At 66.9% G+C, this 19,253-nt stretch carries 17 protein-coding genes; 12 read left to right on the forward strand and 5 right to left on the reverse strand.

All coding sequences use genetic code 11. The features are described from left to right. Positions 1-52 precede the first annotated feature (52 nt). From CAL29_RS20920 to CAL29_RS20970, 11 genes are all read left to right on the forward strand, one after another. Positions 53-574: a GDP-mannose mannosyl hydrolase gene (locus CAL29_RS20920; RefSeq protein WP_094854936.1), complete on the forward strand. Its 522-nt coding sequence runs from the start codon at positions 53-55 to the stop codon at positions 572-574. Then, the gene (locus CAL29_RS20925; protein WP_094854937.1) at positions 571-2,025 is read left to right on the forward strand and encodes a mannose-1-phosphate guanylyltransferase/mannose-6-phosphate isomerase; all 1,455 of its coding nucleotides are present in this window, start codon (positions 571-573) and stop codon (positions 2,023-2,025) included. The genes CAL29_RS20920 and CAL29_RS20925 overlap by 4 nt, the downstream gene beginning before the upstream one ends. A gap of 148 nt (positions 2,026-2,173) precedes the next feature. Further along, complete coding sequence (gene gmd / locus CAL29_RS20930) at positions 2,174-3,286, forward strand: GDP-mannose 4,6-dehydratase (RefSeq protein WP_094854938.1); 1,113 nt, start codon at positions 2,174-2,176, stop codon at positions 3,284-3,286. 7 nt (positions 3,287-3,293) lie between these two features. After that, the gene (fcl, locus tag CAL29_RS20935; RefSeq protein WP_094854939.1) at positions 3,294-4,247 is read left to right on the forward strand and encodes a GDP-L-fucose synthase; all 954 of its coding nucleotides are present in this window, start codon (positions 3,294-3,296) and stop codon (positions 4,245-4,247) included. A 35-nt stretch (positions 4,248-4,282) separates the two neighbouring features. Continuing rightward, on the forward strand, positions 4,283-5,599 hold the full coding sequence (locus CAL29_RS20940; RefSeq protein WP_094854940.1) for a lipopolysaccharide biosynthesis protein: 1,317 nt from the start codon (positions 4,283-4,285) through the stop codon (positions 5,597-5,599). Positions 5,600-5,641: 42 nt separating this feature from the next. Continuing rightward, positions 5,642-6,550: a glycosyltransferase family 2 protein gene (locus tag CAL29_RS20945; protein WP_094854941.1), complete on the forward strand. Its 909-nt coding sequence runs from the start codon at positions 5,642-5,644 to the stop codon at positions 6,548-6,550. Between the two features lie 12 nt (positions 6,551-6,562). Beyond that, entirely contained in the window at positions 6,563-7,951 is a 1,389-nt protein-coding gene (locus CAL29_RS20950; RefSeq protein ID WP_094854942.1) for an O-antigen ligase family protein, read from the forward strand. After that, entirely contained in the window at positions 7,944-9,068 is a 1,125-nt protein-coding gene (locus CAL29_RS20955) for a glycosyltransferase (RefSeq protein ID WP_094854943.1), read from the forward strand. Before CAL29_RS20950 ends, CAL29_RS20955 begins: the two co-directional genes overlap by 8 nt. Positions 9,069-9,097: 29 nt before the next feature. Then, positions 9,098-9,994 carry a glycosyltransferase family 2 protein gene (locus tag CAL29_RS20960; protein ID WP_094854944.1) on the forward strand — a complete coding sequence of 299 codons (897 nt, stop codon included), beginning with the start codon at positions 9,098-9,100 and terminating at the stop codon, positions 9,992-9,994. 36 nt (positions 9,995-10,030) lie between these two features. Further along, entirely contained in the window at positions 10,031-10,624 is a 594-nt protein-coding gene (locus tag CAL29_RS20965; RefSeq protein ID WP_094854945.1) for a putative colanic acid biosynthesis acetyltransferase, read from the forward strand. Continuing rightward, complete coding sequence (locus CAL29_RS20970) at positions 10,621-11,907, forward strand: glycosyltransferase WbuB (RefSeq protein ID WP_094854946.1); 1,287 nt, start codon at positions 10,621-10,623, stop codon at positions 11,905-11,907. Before CAL29_RS20965 ends, CAL29_RS20970 begins: the two co-directional genes overlap by 4 nt. A gap of 148 nt (positions 11,908-12,055) precedes the next feature. On the opposite strand, the gene CAL29_RS20975 is transcribed toward CAL29_RS20970, so the two are convergent. The 5 genes from CAL29_RS20975 to CAL29_RS20995 form a co-directional block, all read right to left on the reverse strand. Beyond that, positions 12,056-12,721 carry a response regulator transcription factor gene (locus CAL29_RS20975; protein ID WP_094854947.1) on the reverse strand — a complete coding sequence of 222 codons (666 nt, stop codon included), beginning with the start codon at positions 12,719-12,721 and terminating at the stop codon, positions 12,056-12,058. A 299-nt stretch (positions 12,722-13,020) separates the two neighbouring features. Next, complete coding sequence (locus CAL29_RS20980) at positions 13,021-13,794, reverse strand: response regulator transcription factor (protein ID WP_094854948.1); 774 nt, start codon at positions 13,792-13,794, stop codon at positions 13,021-13,023. Positions 13,795-14,347: 553 nt separating this feature from the next. Then, on the reverse strand, positions 14,348-15,979 hold the full coding sequence (locus tag CAL29_RS20985; RefSeq protein ID WP_094854949.1) for a glucosamine inositolphosphorylceramide transferase family protein: 1,632 nt from the start codon (positions 15,977-15,979) through the stop codon (positions 14,348-14,350). Positions 15,980-16,210: 231 nt separating this feature from the next. Beyond that, complete coding sequence (locus CAL29_RS20990; RefSeq protein ID WP_094854950.1) at positions 16,211-17,770, reverse strand: sensor histidine kinase; 1,560 nt, start codon at positions 17,768-17,770, stop codon at positions 16,211-16,213. Beyond that, positions 17,767-18,483, reverse strand: coding sequence for a response regulator transcription factor (locus tag CAL29_RS20995; RefSeq protein WP_094854951.1), 717 nt, complete (start codon positions 18,481-18,483; stop codon positions 17,767-17,769). The genes CAL29_RS20990 and CAL29_RS20995 overlap by 4 nt, the downstream gene beginning before the upstream one ends. Positions 18,484-18,671: 188 nt before the next feature. Between CAL29_RS20995 and msrB the strand changes: the two genes are divergently transcribed. Further along, positions 18,672-19,199, forward strand: coding sequence for a peptide-methionine (R)-S-oxide reductase MsrB (gene msrB / locus CAL29_RS21000; RefSeq protein WP_094854952.1), 528 nt, complete (start codon positions 18,672-18,674; stop codon positions 19,197-19,199). The last annotated feature ends 54 nt before the right edge of the window (positions 19,200-19,253 follow it).

The raw sequence follows: 19,253 nt of genomic DNA on the forward strand, positions 1-19,253 counted from the left end.
AAGTCCCACCCCTCATGCGTCGGCGTGGCGCGCGGCGCCATGGATGACTGAGATGTCTACCGAAACGTTGGTTGCCGCGCCGCCGCGCCTGAGCCGGGCCGACTTCCGCCACGGCGTCGAACTGCTGCCGCTGGTGTCCATCGATCTGCTGCTGAGCGACGCCGACGGACGCTACCTGCTGGGCCTGCGCGGCAATCCGCCCGCGCGCGGAAGCTGGTTCGTGCCCGGCGGCCGCATCCGCAAGGACGAGCCCATGGACGCGGCGCTGCGGCGCATCTGCGACGACGAGCTCGGCCTCGACCTGCCGCGCGCCTGCTGGCGCCTGCAGGGCGTCTACGAGCATTTCTACGACGACAACTTCGCCGGCGAGCGAGACCGCAGCACCCATTACGTGGTGCTGGCCTACCGGGCTCAGTTGCCGCCCCACTTCAGCGATCTCCAGATCGACGACCGGCTGGGCCGCCTGCCCACCGGACAGCACAGCGGCTACCGCTGGGCACATCCCCGCGCCATGGCGCAGGACGACACCGTCCATCCCTACACCAGGGCCTACTTCACGGAGCAGATGCGATGACCTCCCCCTATCCCGAATTCCGCCCCGTCATTCTGTGCGGCGGTTCCGGCTCACGCCTGTGGCCCCTTTCGCGCGAACTGCTGCCGAAGCAGTTCATCCGGCTCACCGGCGAACGCAGCCTGTTGCAGAACACGGTGCTGCGCACCCTGCGCCACGCCGGCGCCTCGCGCCCCATGCTGATCTGCAACGCCGCGCACCGCTACATCGCCCTGGAGCAGATGCAGGAGCTGGAGGCGGCGGCCGCCGAAACGGGCGCCCCGGGCGGCGGCAAGGTCGAGCTGCTGCTGGAGCCTTGCCCGCGCAACACCGCGCCCGCCATCGCCGCGGCCGCCCTGCGCGCGATGCGCGACGGCGACGATCCCATCCTGCTGGTGATGCCGTCGGACCACGTGATCGAGGAAGGACCGGCGCTGGCCGAGGCCTTCGCGCTGGCCCACCAGGCCGCATGCGAGGGCGCCCTGGCGCTGTTCGGCGTGCGTCCCACCGCCCCCCTGACCGGCTACGGCTACCTGCGCACCTCGGCCGGCGAACGCCCCTGGCAGAAGGTCGAGGCCTTCATCGAAAAGCCGGACGCCGAGCGCGCCGCCGCCTTCCTGCGCGAGGGCGGCTACTACTGGAACAGCGGCATGTTCGCCTTCCGCGCCTCCACCTTCCTGCATGAACTGGGTCGCCTGGCGCCGGACATGATGGCCAGCGTGCGCGAAGCGGTGCTCAAGGGCAGCGGCGACGACGACGTCTTCACCCTGGACCCGCGCGCCTTCGGCGCGTGCCGCGCCGACTCCATCGACTACGCCGTGATGGAGCGCACCGACAGCGCCGTTTCCGTGCCGCTGGACGCGGGCTGGAGCGACGTCGGCGCCTGGGACGCGGTCTGGGACATCGCCGCCAAATGCCCCGACGGCAATTCCACCAGCGGCGACGTCATGATCGACGACTCGCGCAACTGCCTGGTCCATTCCACGCACCGGCTGGTGGCCGCGCTGGGGCTGGACGACATCGTGGTCATCGAGACCGCCGACGCCGTGCTGGTGGCGCACAAGAGCCGCACCCAGGACGTCAAGCGCATCGTCGAGACCTTCCGCGGCCAGCACCGCGAGGAAATGGCCCACCACCGCGAAGTGCGGCGCCCGTGGGGATCCTACGACTCCATCGGGCAAGGCCCGCGCTACCAGATCAAGCGCATCACGGTGAAGCCCGGCGCGCGCCTGTCGTCGCAGATGCACCACCACCGCGCCGAGCACTGGGTCGTGGTGTCGGGCACGGCGCGCATACACAACGGCGACAAGGACTTTCTTTTGACGGAGAACCAATCGACCTACATCCCTTTGGGCGAGGTCCATTGCCTGGAGAATCCCGGCAAGATTCCGCTCGAATTGATCGAGGTGCAGTCGGGCGCCTACCTGGGCGAGGACGACATCGTGCGCTTCGAGGATATGTACGGTCGCGTCTAGCGGCCACGGCGCGGGCGCCGGCGCGGCGCCGCGGGCGGGAACGGCCATAAGGATTAGGCCGTCCCGCGCGCTGTAGGGCCTCCGGCCGATACCCCGGCCGGCATCGCATCTGTAGTCTTCACTGACACTCAGCCTAAAGGATACAACCATGCCAAAACGGGCATTGATCACTGGCATTACGGGACAGGACGGCGCCTATCTGGCGGAATTCCTGCTTGGCAAGGGTTACGAAGTGCACGGCATCAAGCGCCGCGCGTCGATGTTCAACACCGCGCGCATCGACCACCTGTACCAGGACCCGCACGAAAAGCAGCGCAACTTCTTCCTGCACCATGGCGACATGACCGACGCCTGCAGCCTGATCCGCATCGTGCAAGCCGTGCAGCCGGACGAGATCTACAACCTGGCCGCCCAGAGCCACGTCGGCGTGTCCTTCGAGGAACCGGAATACACGGCCAACGCCGACGGACTGGGCACGCTGCGCCTGCTCGAAGCCATGCGCATCCTCAAGATGGAGGACCGCACGCGCTTCTACCAGGCCTCGACGTCGGAGCTGTACGGCATGGTGCGCGAGGTCCCGCAGCGCGAGACCACGCCATTCTATCCGCGCAGCCCCTATGCCGTGGCCAAGCTGTACGCCTACTGGATCTGCGTCAACTACCGCGAAGCCTACGGCATGTATGCCTGCAACGGCATCCTCTTCAACCACGAATCGCCGCGCCGCGGCGAGACCTTCGTCACGCGCAAGATCACCCGCGCCCTGGCCCGCATCGCGCTGGGCCTGGAGAAGTGCCTGTACCTGGGCAACCTGTCCGCCCTGCGCGACTGGGGCCATGCGCGCGACTACGTCGAGATGCAATGGCTGATGCTGCAGCAGGAACAGGCCAGCGACTTCGTCATCGCCACCGGCATGCAGTACAGCGTGCGCGACTTCATCAACATCGCGGCGCGCGAGCTGGGCATCCTGCTGCAATGGGAAGGCGAAGGCCTGACGGAAACCGCCACCGTGCTGCTGAGCCCCGCCTACGAACACGTCAAGCCGGGCCAGGTCATCGTGCGCGTGGACCCGCGCTACTTCCGCCCCACCGAGGTCGAGACGCTGCTGGGCGATCCGACCAAGGCCCGCGAAAAGCTCGGCTGGACGCCGCGCACGAGCTTCGAGGAACTGGTGCGCGAGATGATCGCCAGCGACCTGAAGGAGGCCCAGCGCGACGCGCTGGTCGAGGAAAACGGCTACGAAGTGTACGCCTACAAGGAGTGAGGGCGTCATGGCCGATCTGGAACAACGGATATACGTGGCCGGCCATCGCGGGATGGTCGGTTCGGCCATCGTCCGCGAGCTGCGGCGGCAGGGCTATCGCCACGTGATCACGCGAGGGCGCGACGAACTGGACCTGGAAAACCAGAACCAGGTCAACCGCTTCTTCTGCACGCAGAAAGTCGACGTGGTGTACCTGGCGGCCGCCAAGGTCGGCGGCATCCTCGCCAACGACACCTATCCGGTCGACTTCCTCTACCGCAACCTCATGATCCAGAACAACGTCATCCACGCCGCCTATGCATCCGGCGTCCGGCGGCTGCTGTTCCTCGGATCGTCCTGCATCTATCCCAAGCTGGCGCCCCAGCCCATCCACGAGGACGCCTTGTTGACGGGCCCGCTGGAGCCGACCAACGAAGCCTATGCGATCGCCAAGATCGCCGGGCTCAAGCTGTGCGAAGCCTACAACCGCCAGTACGGCACGCAGTACGTCTGCGCCATGCCGACGAACCTGTACGGCGAGAACGACAACTACGATCTGCGCAACAGCCACGTGCTGCCGGCGCTGATCCGCAAGTTCCATGAAGCGCGCGAGACCGGCGCGCCCAGCGTCACCTTGTGGGGCAGCGGCACGCCGCGCCGCGAATTCCTGTACGTCGACGACCTGGCCCGCGCCTGCGCGCTGCTGATGCAGGTCGACGGCGCGCGGGGTCTCTACAACGTCGGCGTCGGGGAAGACCTGACCATCGCCGAACTGGCCGGGATCGTGGCGGAGGTGGTGGGCTATCAAGGGGAACTGGCCTACGACCGCAGCAAGCCGGACGGCACGCCGCGCAAGCTGCTCGACGTCAGCCGCATCCAGGCGCTCGGCTGGCGCGCTCAGGTCGGGCTGCGGCGAGGCATCGAGATGACCTATCACCACTACCTGCGGCAGGCGGCCAGCCAGCCGCTGCCGACGGCCTGAGGACGGGCCTGGGCCAAACCGGGGGAGTCGCGCGCATGCGTGGGCTGATCAAGAAGTACATCGGCGCCAATGCCTCGTTCTGGGGGCTGATGGAGTACGGCCTGGGACCGCTGGTGGCGCTCGCCGCGACCCCGGTGCTGCTGCGCCAGTTGGGGACCGTCGGCTTCGGCCAGTTCGCCATGATCATGGCGCTGGCCGGATTCGGCAACGTCGCCAACCTGGGCGCCGCCGTCACCGGCACCAAGCTGGTCTCCGAGCGGCTGCACGAGCCCGACGGCGCCTACCGGGGCGCGGCGGTGGCTTTCGCCCTGGTGGCCTTCGCCCTGGCGGGCGTGACCGCCATCGGCCTGGCGGGCTGGGGGCTGGTCGCCTGGATCTGGCCGCACGCCACCTTCGGCGGCATCGCCGTCACGACCCTGGCCCTGCCCGCCCTGCTGGTCTACCTGAGCCAGCAGTTCGACCAGTTGTTCACCGGTTGCCTGAAGGGCCGCGAGGCCTTCGCCGGAACCGCCATCTGCGAAGTCAGCGGACGGCTGACCGCCTACACCGTGACCTGCCTGGTGGCGATGATGACCGGCTCTCCCACCATCGCCGCCCTGACCCAGGCCGCCGGCCTGCTGACCACCGGCCTGGCCAAGATGCACCTGTTCGCCCGCGCCAGCAACCGCTGGGCAGTGCGCCCCCTGCTGGACCGCGCCGCCATGGGCGCCGCCTTCCGCTTTTCCCGCTGGTCGTGGCTGAACAGCCTGAGCGCGGTGGCCTTCGGCTCGGTCGACCGCATCCTCGTGGGCTCGCTGCTGGGGCCCTCGACGCTGGCCATCTACACCATCGGCGCGCAGATCGGCCAGATCATCCATACCGCCTCGGTCGCCGTGTTCCAGAAGACCATGCCCCTGATCAGCCGCCTGGCGTCGGCGCCGGACGGCGGCGTGGCCGTGGCGCGCGAAGTGCGGCGGCTGATGACCATCAACATCAGCCTGTCGGTGCTGGGCAGCATCGTCGCGCTGTCTGTCAGCGCCCCGCTGCTGGGATTGATGCTGGGCAGCCACGGCTATACCCCCGGCCACCTGGCTACCTTCCGGCTGCTGATCGTCGCCGCCGCCCTGCTGTCCCTGAACGTGGTGGCCCACTTCTCCCTGCTGGGCATGGGCAACGGCCGGGCGGTGGCGGTGCTCAACGGCGCCGCCGGCGGCGTCATGGTCTGTCTGCTTTTCCTGCTGGTCGGCCCCCTGGGCGAGGCCGCCGCCGGCTGGGCGCGCATCGGCTATTCGGTGACGACGCTTGCCGGCATCTACCTGGCGCTGCGGCAATCCCATACGCAACGCTACATGCCGGCAGCCGCCGTCCGCTGACCGGCCATTCGTATCAGGCCCTACAACATGCTGAGGTCATATATGCGCAAGCGCTATCAGAAAGCCACTCAAGAGCTCCGGGACTTCGTCTCCTGCCTGCGGCCCCCCGCGCCCCTGAGCGCGGACGAGATCGCCAGCCTGCCGAAGATCACCATCGTCACGCCCTCGTACAACCAGGCGCGCTTCCTGGAACGCACCATGCTGTCCGTGCTCAACCAGGGCTATCCCAAGCTGGAGTACATCGTCATCGACGGCGGCTCCACCGACGGCAGCGTCGACATCATCCGCAAGTACGAAGCGCACCTGGCGTACTGGGAAAGCGAGCGCGACCGCGGCCAGTCCCACGCCATCAACAAGGGCTTCGCCAAGGCCACCGGCGACTACATCGGCTGGCAGAATTCCGACGACCTGTATTTCCCGGGCGCGCTGCTGAAGCTGGGCCGCGCCGCGGCGCGCCGGCGGCCGTCCCTGGTCAACGGCCATCTCTTCATCGCCAACGCCGACAACCAGATTTTCCGGCAGGTCTACTACACGCCCATGGACCGGCGCAAGCTGACGGTGGTCAAGGCCTCCATTCCCAACCAGGTCGCGCTGTTCCGCCGCGACGTGCTGCAGCGGCACGGCTTCCTGAAGGAGGAAATGCGCTACTGCATGGACCTGGAGCTGTGGAGCCGCCTGCTGCACGACGGCCCCAACCTGATCGTGCCGTCGGCGCTGGGCGTCTACACGGCGCACGACGAGACCAAGACCGCGCTGATGCACGACGTGCACGTCAGCGAACGGGCGCAGATCGTCGACCACATCCGCGCCGAGAGCCGCATCGGCCCCCTGTTCGGGCTGTCCTGCCGCGCCGCCAAGGTGGCGGCCCACGCGCGCCAGGGGGACATCGACTACCTGGTCGAGAAGATCCTGCACAAGATGGCCGGCCGCGACAACTGGCACGCCCATTAGGAAGAGGCCATCATGTTCCGCCGATCCCCCGCCAAGACGACCCGCTTCTCCACCTTGCCCTTGCTGTGCGGCATGCTGTTCACGTCGCTGGCGATGAACAACGACATCTTCTTCATCGGGGCGGGGGGCTTCAAGCTCTCGCCCTTCGATTTCATGTTCGTGGGGATGCTGCTGTTCAAGATCTTCCGCATGGCGGATCCGGGCGCCTACACCCTGCCGCCGCCGCGCGTCACGCTGCTGCTGTTCATCAATCTCCTGGCGGTCGTGTATCTCTTCTTCGTCTCCGGCCGCCAGCCCGGCATCGACCCCTCGGACGTGGCCCGCGACCTGCGCATCGTGCTGTACTTCGTCGTCACGCCCTATCTTTGCTACAAGGACATCGACAGCGCCGACGCCTACCGCCGGCTGCAATGGTGGCTGGTCGTCACCGGCCTGGCCGTGTCGACCATCATGCTGGGCCAACAGGCGGTGGGCTTCAGCACGGCCGAGCCGGTGCGCGACGTCAGCCTGGGCATCTGGGTGCTGCCCCTGTCCATCGTCTCGCTGCTCTATTTCCGCGAGCAACTGGGCTGGAAGCCGCGCACCGCCTACCTGATGACGCTCTACATGCTGATGGCGCTGGTGTTCTCGCTGAACCGCAGCCAGTACCTGCAACTGGGCGCCTCGGTGGGGATCGCCGTGCTGCTGGGCGGCCGCGTGGGCGCCTTCCGCAACGCCTTCAGGATCTTCGTGCCCGCCTTCATCGCCGGCATCCTGCTGTTCGCCTCCATCGGCTACCTGGACGTGCTGGAGTCGCGCGTGCTGACGGTGGAAGCGCTGGACGAGGACTCCAGCTACGGCGCCCGCGTCCAGGAGTACGAAGGCCAGATGGACCTGTTCCGTGAATCCCCCTGGTTCGGCCACGGCGCGGGCTTCCGCAGTTGGGTGATGGGCGAGAACGGCTTCGAGCTCAGCACCTTCGCGCACAACTCCTGGGCCTTCTACCTGATGAAGTTCGGCATCATCGGCTCGGTCGTCATCATGGCGCCCTGCCTGCTCCTGATGCTGATGACGCTGTGCCGGCGCTACTACGATCCCCAGTTGGAACTGCACCGGCGCTACCTCATCGCCACCGCGCCGATCTACATCTTCATCGACTCCCTGTCCGGAGGACTGGCCTATGCCCCGAAGACGGCCTTTACCGGCGTCCTGCTGACCTACTGCCTGTCCCTGCTGCGCAACGACGTGCGCGCGCCGGCGGCCGCGTCCCAGCCGTCGACCCCGGTCGTGGTCTATCCCATCCGTCCTCCGGTATCGGTGCCCCCCATGCGGGCGGCGTGGCCGGCCCGCTCCGACCCGCGTTCCATCGCGCCGGCCCGGCCGGCTTCCCCCACCCTACCCCGGTTGCCGCATCATGGTTGATATCCTCTTCGTCGTTCCCGACCTGCATCGCGGAGGCGTCGGACGCTGTGTCTACTCGATGGTCGAGGAATTGCCCGGACACAATGTCACCACGTCGCTGTTCTGCCTGCGCGAGATCGAGCACGAGTTCTCGCCCAGCCGCGCCGCCATCACGCGCGCCTATTCCCGCAAACTGAGCAACCGGTCGATGCAGTTGCGGGCGCCCCTGGCCTGGTTCAAGCTGCTGGCGGCGATCCGGCGCGAGCAGCCCGCGGTGGTCTGCTCGCACGGCCTGCTGTGCAACCTGATGGTGGCGGCGGCGCGGCGCGTCATGCCCGGCGCCTTCCGCAGCGTCGCCTTCGAGCACAACAGCCCGTCGGCGCACTACCGCAGCACCGAGAAAGGCCAGCTCAAGCGCATGCTGCTGCGCCTGTGCTACGGCGCCCACGACACCGTGGTCGGCGTGTCCCAGGGCGTGGTGCGCGACCTGGTCACGATGGTGCCCGCGCTGCGCAAGAAGTGCCGCCACGTCTACAACGGCGTGCCGCTGGACAACGTGCGGGAACAGGCCCGCGCGGGATCCTCGCCGCTGCCCGACGACGGCACGCTGCACGTGGTGTCGATCGGCCGGCTGGTGCACACCAAGGGCTACCAGACCCTGATCGACGCCGCCGTGCTGCTGGACGATCCGTCGATCTCCTTCACGGTCATCGGCGAGGGGCCGCAACGCGACGAACTCGAACGGAAGATACAGGGGTTGACCACGCGCAGCCGCATACGCCTGGCCGGCCACGTCGACAATCCTTTCCCCGCGCTCGCGGCCGCCGACATCTTCCTGTCGGTGTCCGAGCGCGAGAGTTTCGGCCTCTCCCTGGTGGAGGCCCTGTGCCTGGGCGTGCCCGTCATCGCGACCGACTGTCCGTCAGGACCGGCCGAAATCCTGGACGACGGCCGCTTCGGCGAACTGGTGCCGGTGGGCGACGCGGCCGCGGTCGCGCGGGCGATCCGCCAGCTCGCGCAGGATCGCGCGCGGCGCCAGCACCTGTCCGACCTGGGCCCGCGCCGCGCCCAGGATTTTTCCCTGGAACAGCACTGCCACAACGTGGTGGACCTCTTCCAACCCTTGATGCAACGGTAAACGCGCGTCTCGCGCGTGGGAGCTTGTAGATGAGCCGTATTCCCGTATCTGTCGTCGTCATGACGAAGAACGAAGAACGCAATATCGAGAAATGCCTGCGTGCCCTCGCGGATTTCGACGAGGTCTTCGTCATCGACTCGGACAGCACCGACCGCACCGTCGAGCTCGCGCAATCGCTCGGCGCCATCGTCGTCCCCTTTCAATGGAACCGGAAGTACCCGAAGAAAAAGCAATGGTGCCTGGAGAACCTGCCCTTCTCGCACGACATCGTCCTCTACGTCGACGCGGACGAGGAAATGACGCCGCCGCTGGCGCGCGAGATCGCCGCCAGCCTGGGGCGCTTCGACGAAGGCAAGGGGGGCGCCTTCGTCGGCTTCGACTACGTCTTCTGCGGCAAGCCGCTGCGCCACGGCCATCGCGTCTACAAGCTGGTGCTGCTGCATCGGCACCGCGCGCGCTTCCTGGACTACAACGATCTCGACGTGGCGCACATGTGGGAAGTCGAGGGCCACTACCAGCCCGAGGTCGAGGGCGGCACCTTCGTCATGAAGGGGCGCATGGGGCACAACGACCACGACACCCTGTTCCACTATTTCGACAAGCACAACCGCTATTCCGACTGGGAAGCCAACCTGCGCGAGAAGGGCCTGATGAACGATCCGCGCGAGGCCAACATGGGCATGCGCTCGCTGCTCAAGCGGATCTTCCAGGCCCTGCCCTTCAAGGGGCCCGCGGTCTTCCTGCATACCTACGTGTTTCACCTGGGCTTTCTCGACGGCAAGGTCGGCCTGGACTACGCCGTGGCGCGCGCGATGTACTACTGGCAGATAGGCCTGAAATCGCGCGAAGTGCGCGCCGCGCGGAAGGCGGCCAATGAAGCGGCCCAGGCCGATCGCGTCTCTTCGGTTTCCCAATCCGCGCGCTGACGCGCGCTGGCCAAGCCCACGAACAAGGAGCCCGCCATGGACACCCTCCCATCCACCCCCCCGGCCCTGGAAACCTTCCAGCGCCTCAATCTCTTCCGGCTGCCCGCCGGATTCCGGGGGCGCAACGCCGTCTATGTGCAGCTATGGTGGATGGTCCATTCCACGCTCTTCCGCTATTCCCCGCAATTCGCCTACGGCTTCCGGCGCTGGCTGCTGCGCCTGTTCGGCGCCGAGGTCGGCCGCAAGGTGCTGGTCCGCGCCAGCGCCCGCATCACCTATCCCTGGAAAGTGCGGATCGGCGACTACTCCTGGATCGGCGACGACGTCGTGCTGTACAGCCTGGGCCGCATCGACATCGGCAGCCACGCGGTGGTCTCGCAGCGCAGCTATCTCTGCGCCGGCGACCACGACGCGGCCATGCCCGACTTCCCCATCCGCGGCCTGCCGGTCATCGTCGAGGACGGCGCCTGGATCGCCACCGACGTCTTCGTCGGCCCCGGCGTGACGGTGCGCAAGGATGCCGTGGTGGGCGCGCGCAGTTCGGTCTTCAAGGACGTTCCGGCCGGCATGATCTGCCACGGCACGCCCTGCCGGCCCATCCGCCCCCGCACCTCCGCGGTCCGTTCATGAAAATCCTGATTCTCGGCATCAACTTCGCGCCGGAACTGACCGGCACCGGCAAATACACCGGCGAAATGGCGGCCTGGCTGGCCGCCCGCGGCCATGAAGTCAGCGTCATCACCGCCCCGCCCTACTACCCGCAGTGGCAGGTCCACGAAGGCTACCGCGCCGGCCGCTACGCCGGCGAGACCTGGCGTGGCGTGCGCGTGTCGCGCGCGCCGCTGTGGGTGCCGCGCCAGCCCGGCGGCCTGAAGCGCCTGCTGCACCTGGCCTCCTTCGCGCTGAGCAGCCTGCCGCTGCTGTTGCGCGCCGCCGCCCGGCGGCCGGACGTGGTGCTGGTGGTCGAGCCGCCGCTGTTCTGCGCGCCCGCCGCGCTGGCGGCGGCGCGGCTGTGCGGCGCGCGCGCCTGGCTGCACATCCAGGACTACGAGGTCGACGCCGCTTTCGAGCTGGGCCTGCTCAAGGGCAAGCGCCTGCGCCAGGCCGTCGGCGCCATGGAGCGCTGGCTGATGCGCCGCTTCGACCGCGTCTCGACCATCTCGCAGCGCATGCTGGCGCTGGCGCGCGCCAAGGGCGTGGACGAAGCGCGCCTGATGCTGGTGCCAAACTGGATAGACGTCGCCGCGGCCGCGCGCGCCGGCGCGGCCGCGGCCGCCGATGCCGCCTCCGGCGCCGGCGATGCCGCGGACTACCGGCGCGCGCTGGGCATTCCGGACGACGCGATCGTGGCGATGTACTCGGGCAATATGGGCCGCAAGCAAGGGCTGGAGATCCTGGCCCAGGTCGGGCGCGTACTGCGCCGCGAACCCCGCGTGCATTTCGTCTTCGGCGGCGCCGGTCCGCAGCTCGAGGTCTTGCGGCAGGCATGCGCCGACCTGCCGCGCGTTCACTTCCTGCCCTTGCAGCCGGCCGAGCGGCTGCCCGCCCTGCTGGCCTGCGCCGACGTCCATTTGCTGCCGCAACGCGCCGGCGCCGCCGACCTGGTCATGCCGTCCAAGCTGACCGGCATGCTGGCCAGCGGGCGCCCCGTGATCTGCGGCGCGGCGCCCGGCACGGAGCTGGCGGCGGTCGTCGCCCACTGCGGCCTGGTGGTGCCGCCGGAAAATCCGCGCGCCATGGCGCGCGCGCTGCTGACGCTGCTGCGCGACCCCGAACGGCGCCGCCGCCTGGGCGAGGCCGCGGCGCGCTACGCGCACCTCCACTTCCATGCGGAGACCGTGCTGGGACGGCTGGAAGACGCCTTGCTCCAGTTCGACAAGCGCGGGCCCGCGCTACGGCAACCTGTGCCCTGAGCAGGGCATCCGATCTCCTTGCCGCGGTATGCGGGTCATGCCGCTCGCGACAAGGAGATCGTTGCCGCAACGCCGATCGCCGCGATGCCTGTCGCGGCGATTCTTATTGTGGCGATCCCTATTGCGGCGATTCTTATTGCGGCGATTCTTATTGAGGCGACTCCGCTTCTTCTTCCGCATTGCCCAGCAGCCCCTGCTGGACCGCGATGAAAGCCGCCTCGGCCTGGTTGCGCGCATTCAGCTTCCAGTACAAGGTGCGCGCATGGCTCTTCACCGTCGCGACCGATATACCGATCTCCTTGCTGATTTCGCGCATGGTGCGGCCCTTGGCCAGCAGGCGCAGGATTTCCTCCTGCCGCGGCGTCAGCACGCGCATCGGGCTATAGGGCCGCTGCGCCAAATGATGCGAACCCTGCGCGGCGTCGACGATGGGGCGTGGAAAGCACTGCCCGCCCGCCAGCACGAGATGCACGGCCGCCGTAATGGCCTCGGGCGTGGAGTTCTTGGCGATGAAGCCGCACACGCCGCGGCGCGCCGCTTCCATCATCACGCGCGTGTCCAGCGAGTCGTAGAGAATCAGCGAATAGCGTGGCGCCAGTTGCGCCTGCACGTTCGCCAGCAGATGAAGGTCGACGTCGGCGACGCCGGTGATGCCCAGCACCACCAGCTCCACCGGCCGCACCAGCGACATCGACATTTCATTGAGCTTTTGCGGCGTCATGGACATGACGCTCTCGGGGCTGCGCGCCGACTCCAGGATATGCTGGATGGCGATGCGCAGGATTGCGTATTCCTCGATCAGTACGGTAGTCATCGGCGGGAAACCTCGTCACGTCGTGCGGGGCGTCCCACCGGAAATCGCGAATCACACTTGCTCATTCGCGAGCGGGAACAGCCACCACCATGCTATCAGTGACACGTTCCCTTGCATCTCCATCTTGCGGATGACGGCTACGGCACCATATTCCGCGCCGTGGGCCGCCGTCCCGGCAAAAGCATCCGATACATGGGAACGGCGTGCCACCACCGCCCGTACCACTACCGCCCATATTCGGGATGTGCGCGCTCGCTGGCACATCCCCGCGCATCGGACACCGACGAAGCCTGCCTGCCTTATTGCGGCCTGCCGCGCTCGTACGACACGCCGTTCTGGTTACCCGTTTCCCAATCCAGCGTCGCGCCGCGCTGCAGGGCGGTATATACGGCTTCGCCCTTGTTCTTCACTTGCAGCCTTTGATAGAGCGTGCACGCATGGGTCTTGGCCGTCGCCACCGAGATGTTCAGCATGCGGCTGACCGTCTTGATCGGATAGCCCCGCGAAAGCAGCACCAGCACTTCGTATTGGCGCGGCGTGATCTTCAGCAACTGGGCGCCCGCCGTCACCGGCATGGCCATCTTCCCCACCGTGACGCCGTCCATGTCGTTCAAGGGCACGGGCAGCGCGGAGCTGGCCATCCCGCCCAGGGGCATGGACGGCGCTTCATGCGCCGCCGGCGCCATCTGGCCGCTGGGGAAGCATTGGCCACCGGCCATGACCAGCCGGATGGCTGCTTCCAGGACTTCGATGGAAGCCGTCTTCATCAGGCAACCGTGGATGCTGCCTTCGGGCAGGCGCGATAGCGCTTGCATGGGCATGGTGTCCACCAATAGCAGAATGCGCTTGGGGGCCAGGACGCGGCGCACCTCGGCCAGCGCTTGCCATCCCGCTTCCGTCTCGATCGGCATGCCGAATATGAGCAATTCGGCGGAGCGGTTCTGCTCCGCGGCTTCACCCAGATTGGCGAGATCCAATCCGACGATTTCCCAAACACCTTCGACCTTGCCAAGAATTTGACGCAAACCCAACCTCAACAGCGGATGGGCTTCAACCAGGACCATTTTCGACATAGTTTTCCCCAGAGGACAACGTTCGTTGCAACAAGAAGAATGCAGCAGTGATAGGCGTGCAGCGCGGACACACGTATTTATTTTCTTGTTTTGTATTGCTTGCCAGCCGCATGGACGAGCACTAGACGAGCCGACCGACACTTTGGGTAGCCATCTGTTAGGATGACGCGCCCCATGTTATGGGTTGACTACATCAAAAGCAAGCTTTGAAAAACGACATAAACGGATATGAACCGCAGTCAACCGTTAGCATTGTTCAAAATAACTAATTTGGTTTGCCCGTTTTTTTCTTTTCTCAAAGCGATCGTCAAAACACCGAAAAGTAAGCAAAAAAAGATGTGTATAAAGTCTTCGGCGTGCAAGACAATGCAAGTATCTTAAGACGTAATTATCCTCCTCATCAGCCGGAAACCCAGCATCCATGCGGTTTCTAGGACATCGGGAAAATTTCCCGACACGAGCGCCTGGTATGCCAGGCATATTTTGTGGTGGTTTAGGAAATAATTCGCAGAGTTGTTCCGCGCGTAATATTTCCGGGGTTTTAGCGCACTTGTTATTCCATAAATGCAAAGTCGAATACCGTATGGCCTCCGTGATGGTGCCAGTGATGCATGGAAGCGAATGGCTTGCGCAGGAAACTGGGGTAATGCACCGGTCCTTCCGCTTCGCTATAGGTTGACGGCGACAACTCTTCGATGCGGTTCAGGGACACGCCTTTGCCGTAGTGCAGAAAACCCTGGGTCTGCGCACAGCGAATGACGCCGCCGTCTCCGCCCACCACGATGCCCGCGTTGCGGGCCTTGATCGGCGACCGGATGATCGGGTTCAGCGCGTGGGGCGTCCAGGTCGTGGCGTCCGGCCGGTCGGCATAAAAGGCAAACAGCTCGTCACAATGGCTGGTGCCATCCGCGCGGTCGATATTGGTGAGCAGCCACCAGTATTTTCCATAAGAAAACACGATGGTATCGACGGCCGAAACATCGCGCATCAGCACCTGATGGATTTCCCATTTCAGGGGAAATTCAGTGCATTTCCACAGTTCGATGGTTCGATTTCCGCATGTTTCAGGGACCATGTAGGTCGCGCCGTCATACTGAAATATGAATGGAAAGGACAGGTGGTAAGGCAGATCCAGCACCGTCCCGAGGAACTTGAACGCGCCGTCGACATAGGTGGCGACCGAGATCTTGCCCTTGCGTTCGCGGAAGCAGTAGTCCTCGAAGAACACGTAGGGCTGGCCCTCATGCGTGTGGACGAAGGGATCGGCGAAGAAGCGTCCCTTGGGCGGCTCCAGCACCGCCGCCGCCGACGTCACCATCTGCTCGCGCTCCGTGGGACACATGGCAATGCGCCAGGTCACGTTGCGATTCATGGCCCGCCGCAGCACCAGGCCGGAAATCATCCAGGCCTGGCGCGCCAGATAGGCGGCGCCGTCCCATTGCGCCGGCTTGGGCAGCGCCATGGCCGTATGGATCTGCAGGCCGCCGGCCGCCGGCGCGGGCGCCGGATCCCGGTCCTTGGCGCGCAGCGTGTCGAACAGCATGAAGTTGCCCAGGCTCAGGGCCCGCGCGCGGTTCTTCAGCCAGAAAGGCTCCGTATTGAAGCTGCGCGAGTCCAACAGCACGTCGTCCTGTTCCACCGCGCCCAGGCGCCACAGCTTCACGGTGGTATGGTCCGCGCGCTGATAGACCTCCCAGAAGCCCGCGTGCGTCACGTCGGCCTGCCCCGCCACTTCCGAATGCGCCAGCAGCCAGGCGCCGCGGCGGGCGATGCCGGCCAGCGCGCCGCGCACCGCCGGCAAACCCAGGACGAGGATCACGTCCAGCCCCAGTTCGCGCGCGGCCGCGAGCGCCTCGTCCTCGCACGGCGCCAGTTCGCCGTTCTCGTCCCGCCGCAGCGTCAAGCGCAACAGGGGAATGCCCGCGGGCACCGATTCCGTCAGCTCGCGGGTCGCCAGTTGCGCGCGATGGCGGGTATTCAGGATGCGGTTTTCCAGCCGCGCGACCGGTCCCAGCCCCACGCTGGACCACGGCGTCGACTGTCCCTGCCGCAAGCCGTCCGCCTCCGCGACGAGCAACGCGGCGACCTCATAGAGGTCCTCGCGTCTCAGCCAATCGACGATTTCATGGATCCAACCCGGCTGGTTCGAGGCGCCCACGAGCAGCGCGACCTTCGCTTTGTCCATTCTTGTATCCAAAATTGAGGCTTGATGCCCGCACGTGGTATAGATAGTGCGCGCTCTAATGCAAGCGCTCCAGAATGCGTTCACCCTAGACCGGACGAGCGACCGGCGCGCGGGAAGTTCTAAGGCGTAAGTAGGATCCCGGGATGGGTCGCCGGATGGAAACGGCGCGCTACTCAGCCATGGGTTGTAGGACGAAGCCGATTTCGCGCCGGCGGGGCGCCACGCTTCTGCTCATCCGTGCAGATGGGCGGGGATGGCTCTCATACTTGTTGCTTCCACCGTCGAGGGGGCGGCCGGCAGCCCGAAAACAAAGGCCGCGCCGGCGTCCTGGCGCGGCGCCAGCGCGATATCGCAGCCATGCAGTTGCAAAATGCGACGCACGGTCAAGAGTCCCAGGCCGCCCCGCTCCGGACCGGTGCTGCCCCAGACCGACGCCCGGGTGAACAAGGTATCGCGCAGCGCCTCGGCCACGCCCGGCCCGTGGTCCGCCACGCATACCTCCAGGCGCGGACCGTCGCGCCGCACGGCCACCTCCACCACGCCGCCGGCGGGGCTATGGCGCAGGGCGTTGTCCAGCAGGTTGGTCAGCACGCGCTCTATCATGCCCAGGTCGGCGCGCGCCATCGGCAGGTCCTGGTCCAGCCGCGCCCGCAAGCGAACGCGGCGCGCCTCGGCCTGCAACTCGAACTTCTGGAAGACGTCCTGGATGAGTTCCGCCAGGGAAAAGACCTCGACCTCGGGCTGGATCAAGCCGGACTCCAGCCGCGCCAGTTCGAACAGCGCCTGCGCCAGGCGGCCCACCTTGCGGCTCTGGTCCAGCGCCACCTCCAGATAGCGGCGGCGTTCCTCCGGGTTCAAGGCCTGTTCCTTCAGCAGCAGCGTTTCCAGATAGCCGTGCAGCGAGGTCAGCGGCGTGCGCAGATCGTGGGAAATGTTGGCGACCAGCTCGCGCCGCTGCTGGTCCTGGCGCGTCAGCTCGCGCCACTGTTCCGCCATGCGCGCCGCCATCTGGCGGAAGGTCTGTTCGAGAATCGCGATCTCGTCGCGGTCGTCCGGCGCGGCGGCCTGGACCGCGGGGCCGGCCAGGGCGGTGGCCGCGGCGGCGTCGTCGCCGTCGAAATCGCGCAGCGTGGCGGTCAGGCGGCGCAGCGGCCGCGTGATCAGGGTGAAGGCGGCCAGGCCGGCCAGCAGGCACAGCAACGCCACCAGGGCCATGGACCACAGCGTGGTGCCCAGCACCGACCTGACGGCGACGTCGGCCGCCAGCATGTCGCGCGCCTCGCTCTGCAGCACCACGTAGACGTAGCCGTGCGGCTGGCCGTCGACGCGCAGGGGCGCGGCGTTGAACACCTTGCGGCCGGTCAGGCTGCGCGGATCGTCGCCGTAGATGGGCAAGGGGTCGCCGGCCAGCAGGCGCCGCAGCGGCGCGACGTCGATGCGGTCGCGCAGCATGTGGCCGCGCGGCGTCGCGTCGCCGACGATGCGGCCGTCCGGCGCCACCAGGTAGACCTCGACGTTGGGATTGACCGCCATCAGCTTGTCGAACAGCTCGCGCACGGCCTCGCGGCGCAGGCCCGAGGCGTCCATCAACTGCGAGGTGTCGGCGATGTGCTGGGCCAGCCCCATGGACAGGCGCTGGGCGGTCTGCGCGTCGTGCAGCGCGTTGGCGCGCACCTGCAGCCAGGCGGAGGCGCCGCTGCAGGCCAGCAGCAGGACCGCGAATACCGCCGCCAGCCGCTGCGTCAGCGTGAGCCGGCGCCAGAACGAGGGACGGCGCGCGCCCCCATTCATCGTTCGTCTCCCGGCACGGCGAACTTGTAGCCCTTGCCCCAGACCGTGATGATGCGGCGCGGCTCGGCGGGATCCTGCTCCACCTTCAGGCGCAGCCGGTTGATATGGGTGTTGACGGTGTGCTCGTAGCCGTCATGCTGGTAGCCCCAGACCTGGTTGAGCAGATCCAGGCGCGAGAACACCTGGCCCGGATGGCGCGCGAAGAAATACAGCAGGTCGAACTCGCGCGGCGTCAGCTCCACCGGGTTGCCGTCGACCTTCACTTCGCGCGCCAGGGCGTCGATGCTCACGCCGCCCGCCTCCAGGCCGCCGCCTTCCAGGCGGGCGCTGCGGGCCATGGCGTCGCTGCGCCGCAGCAGCGCCTTGACCCGCGCCACCAGTTCCAGCATGGAGAAAGGCTTGGACAGGTAGTCGTCGGCGCCCAGCTCCAGGCCGACGATGCGATGCAGTTCGCTGGAGCGCGCGCTGGTGATGATAATCGGCGTATAACGGGTCATGGCGCGGGCGCGGCGGCAGATTTCCAGCCCGTCGACGCCGGGCAGCATCAGGTCCAGCACCAGCGCGTCCCAGCCGCCCGCTTCCAGCAGGCGCAGGCCCGTATCGCCGTCGGCGGCATGCTCGACCGCGTAGCCCTCGTCGCGCAGGTGCAGGCGCAGCAGGTCGGCGATATGGGCGTCGTCCTCGACGATGAGTACACGTTTGGGGGCAGTCATGGGCGCGATTTCATCCGTGGCAGGAGGGCATTGTCGCCTTGCCGGGCGCGGGCAAGTATCACATTTAATTTAAGTTTGCGTGAGGACTTGGCGGGGCGGCCGCTGGAACAATGCGTTCATCGTACCGGCGCCGTCCACGGCGCGCCGGACAGCGGCCGGACCGCCGGCCATCGGACAGGAGCGAGTCCATGAGCATTCGACGTCGACATTTCCTGCGCAACGCCGGCCTCGGCGCGCTGGCCACCGGCCTGGCGGGCTGGCAGTTCCTGCGCCCGGCGCCCGCGGCATCCGCCGGCAACGGCGCCCCGGAGGCGGCCGAGGCCTACGCCGTGACGCATACGGACGCGGAGTGGCGGGCCATGCTGACCGGCCCGCAGTACGCGGTGCTGCGCCGGGAGGGCACCGAGCGCCCGTACAGCAGCCCGCTGAACGACGAGCACCGGCCGGGGATCTTCTCCTGCGCCGGCTGCCAACTGGCCTTGTTTTCCTCGAAGACCAAGTTCGACAGCGGCACCGGCTGGCCCAGTTTCTGGCGACCGCTGGATAACGCGGTGCGCACGCATGAAGACCGGTCCTTCGGAATGGTCCGCTCGGCGGTCTCCTGCAGCAGTTGCGGCGGCCATCTGGGACACGTGTTCGACGACGGTCCCCGGCCCACGGGGCTGCGGTATTGCATGAACGGCGTGGCGATGACGTTCAAGGAGCAGGCGGTCTAGCCGCGGTTTCGCGTGCCAAGTGCCCAAGTGCCCAGTGCTTTTACCAAGCGCTTT

This window comes from Bordetella genomosp. 10, from assembly GCF_002261225.1.
GTDB lineage: Bacteria > Pseudomonadota > Gammaproteobacteria > Burkholderiales > Burkholderiaceae_B > Bordetella_C.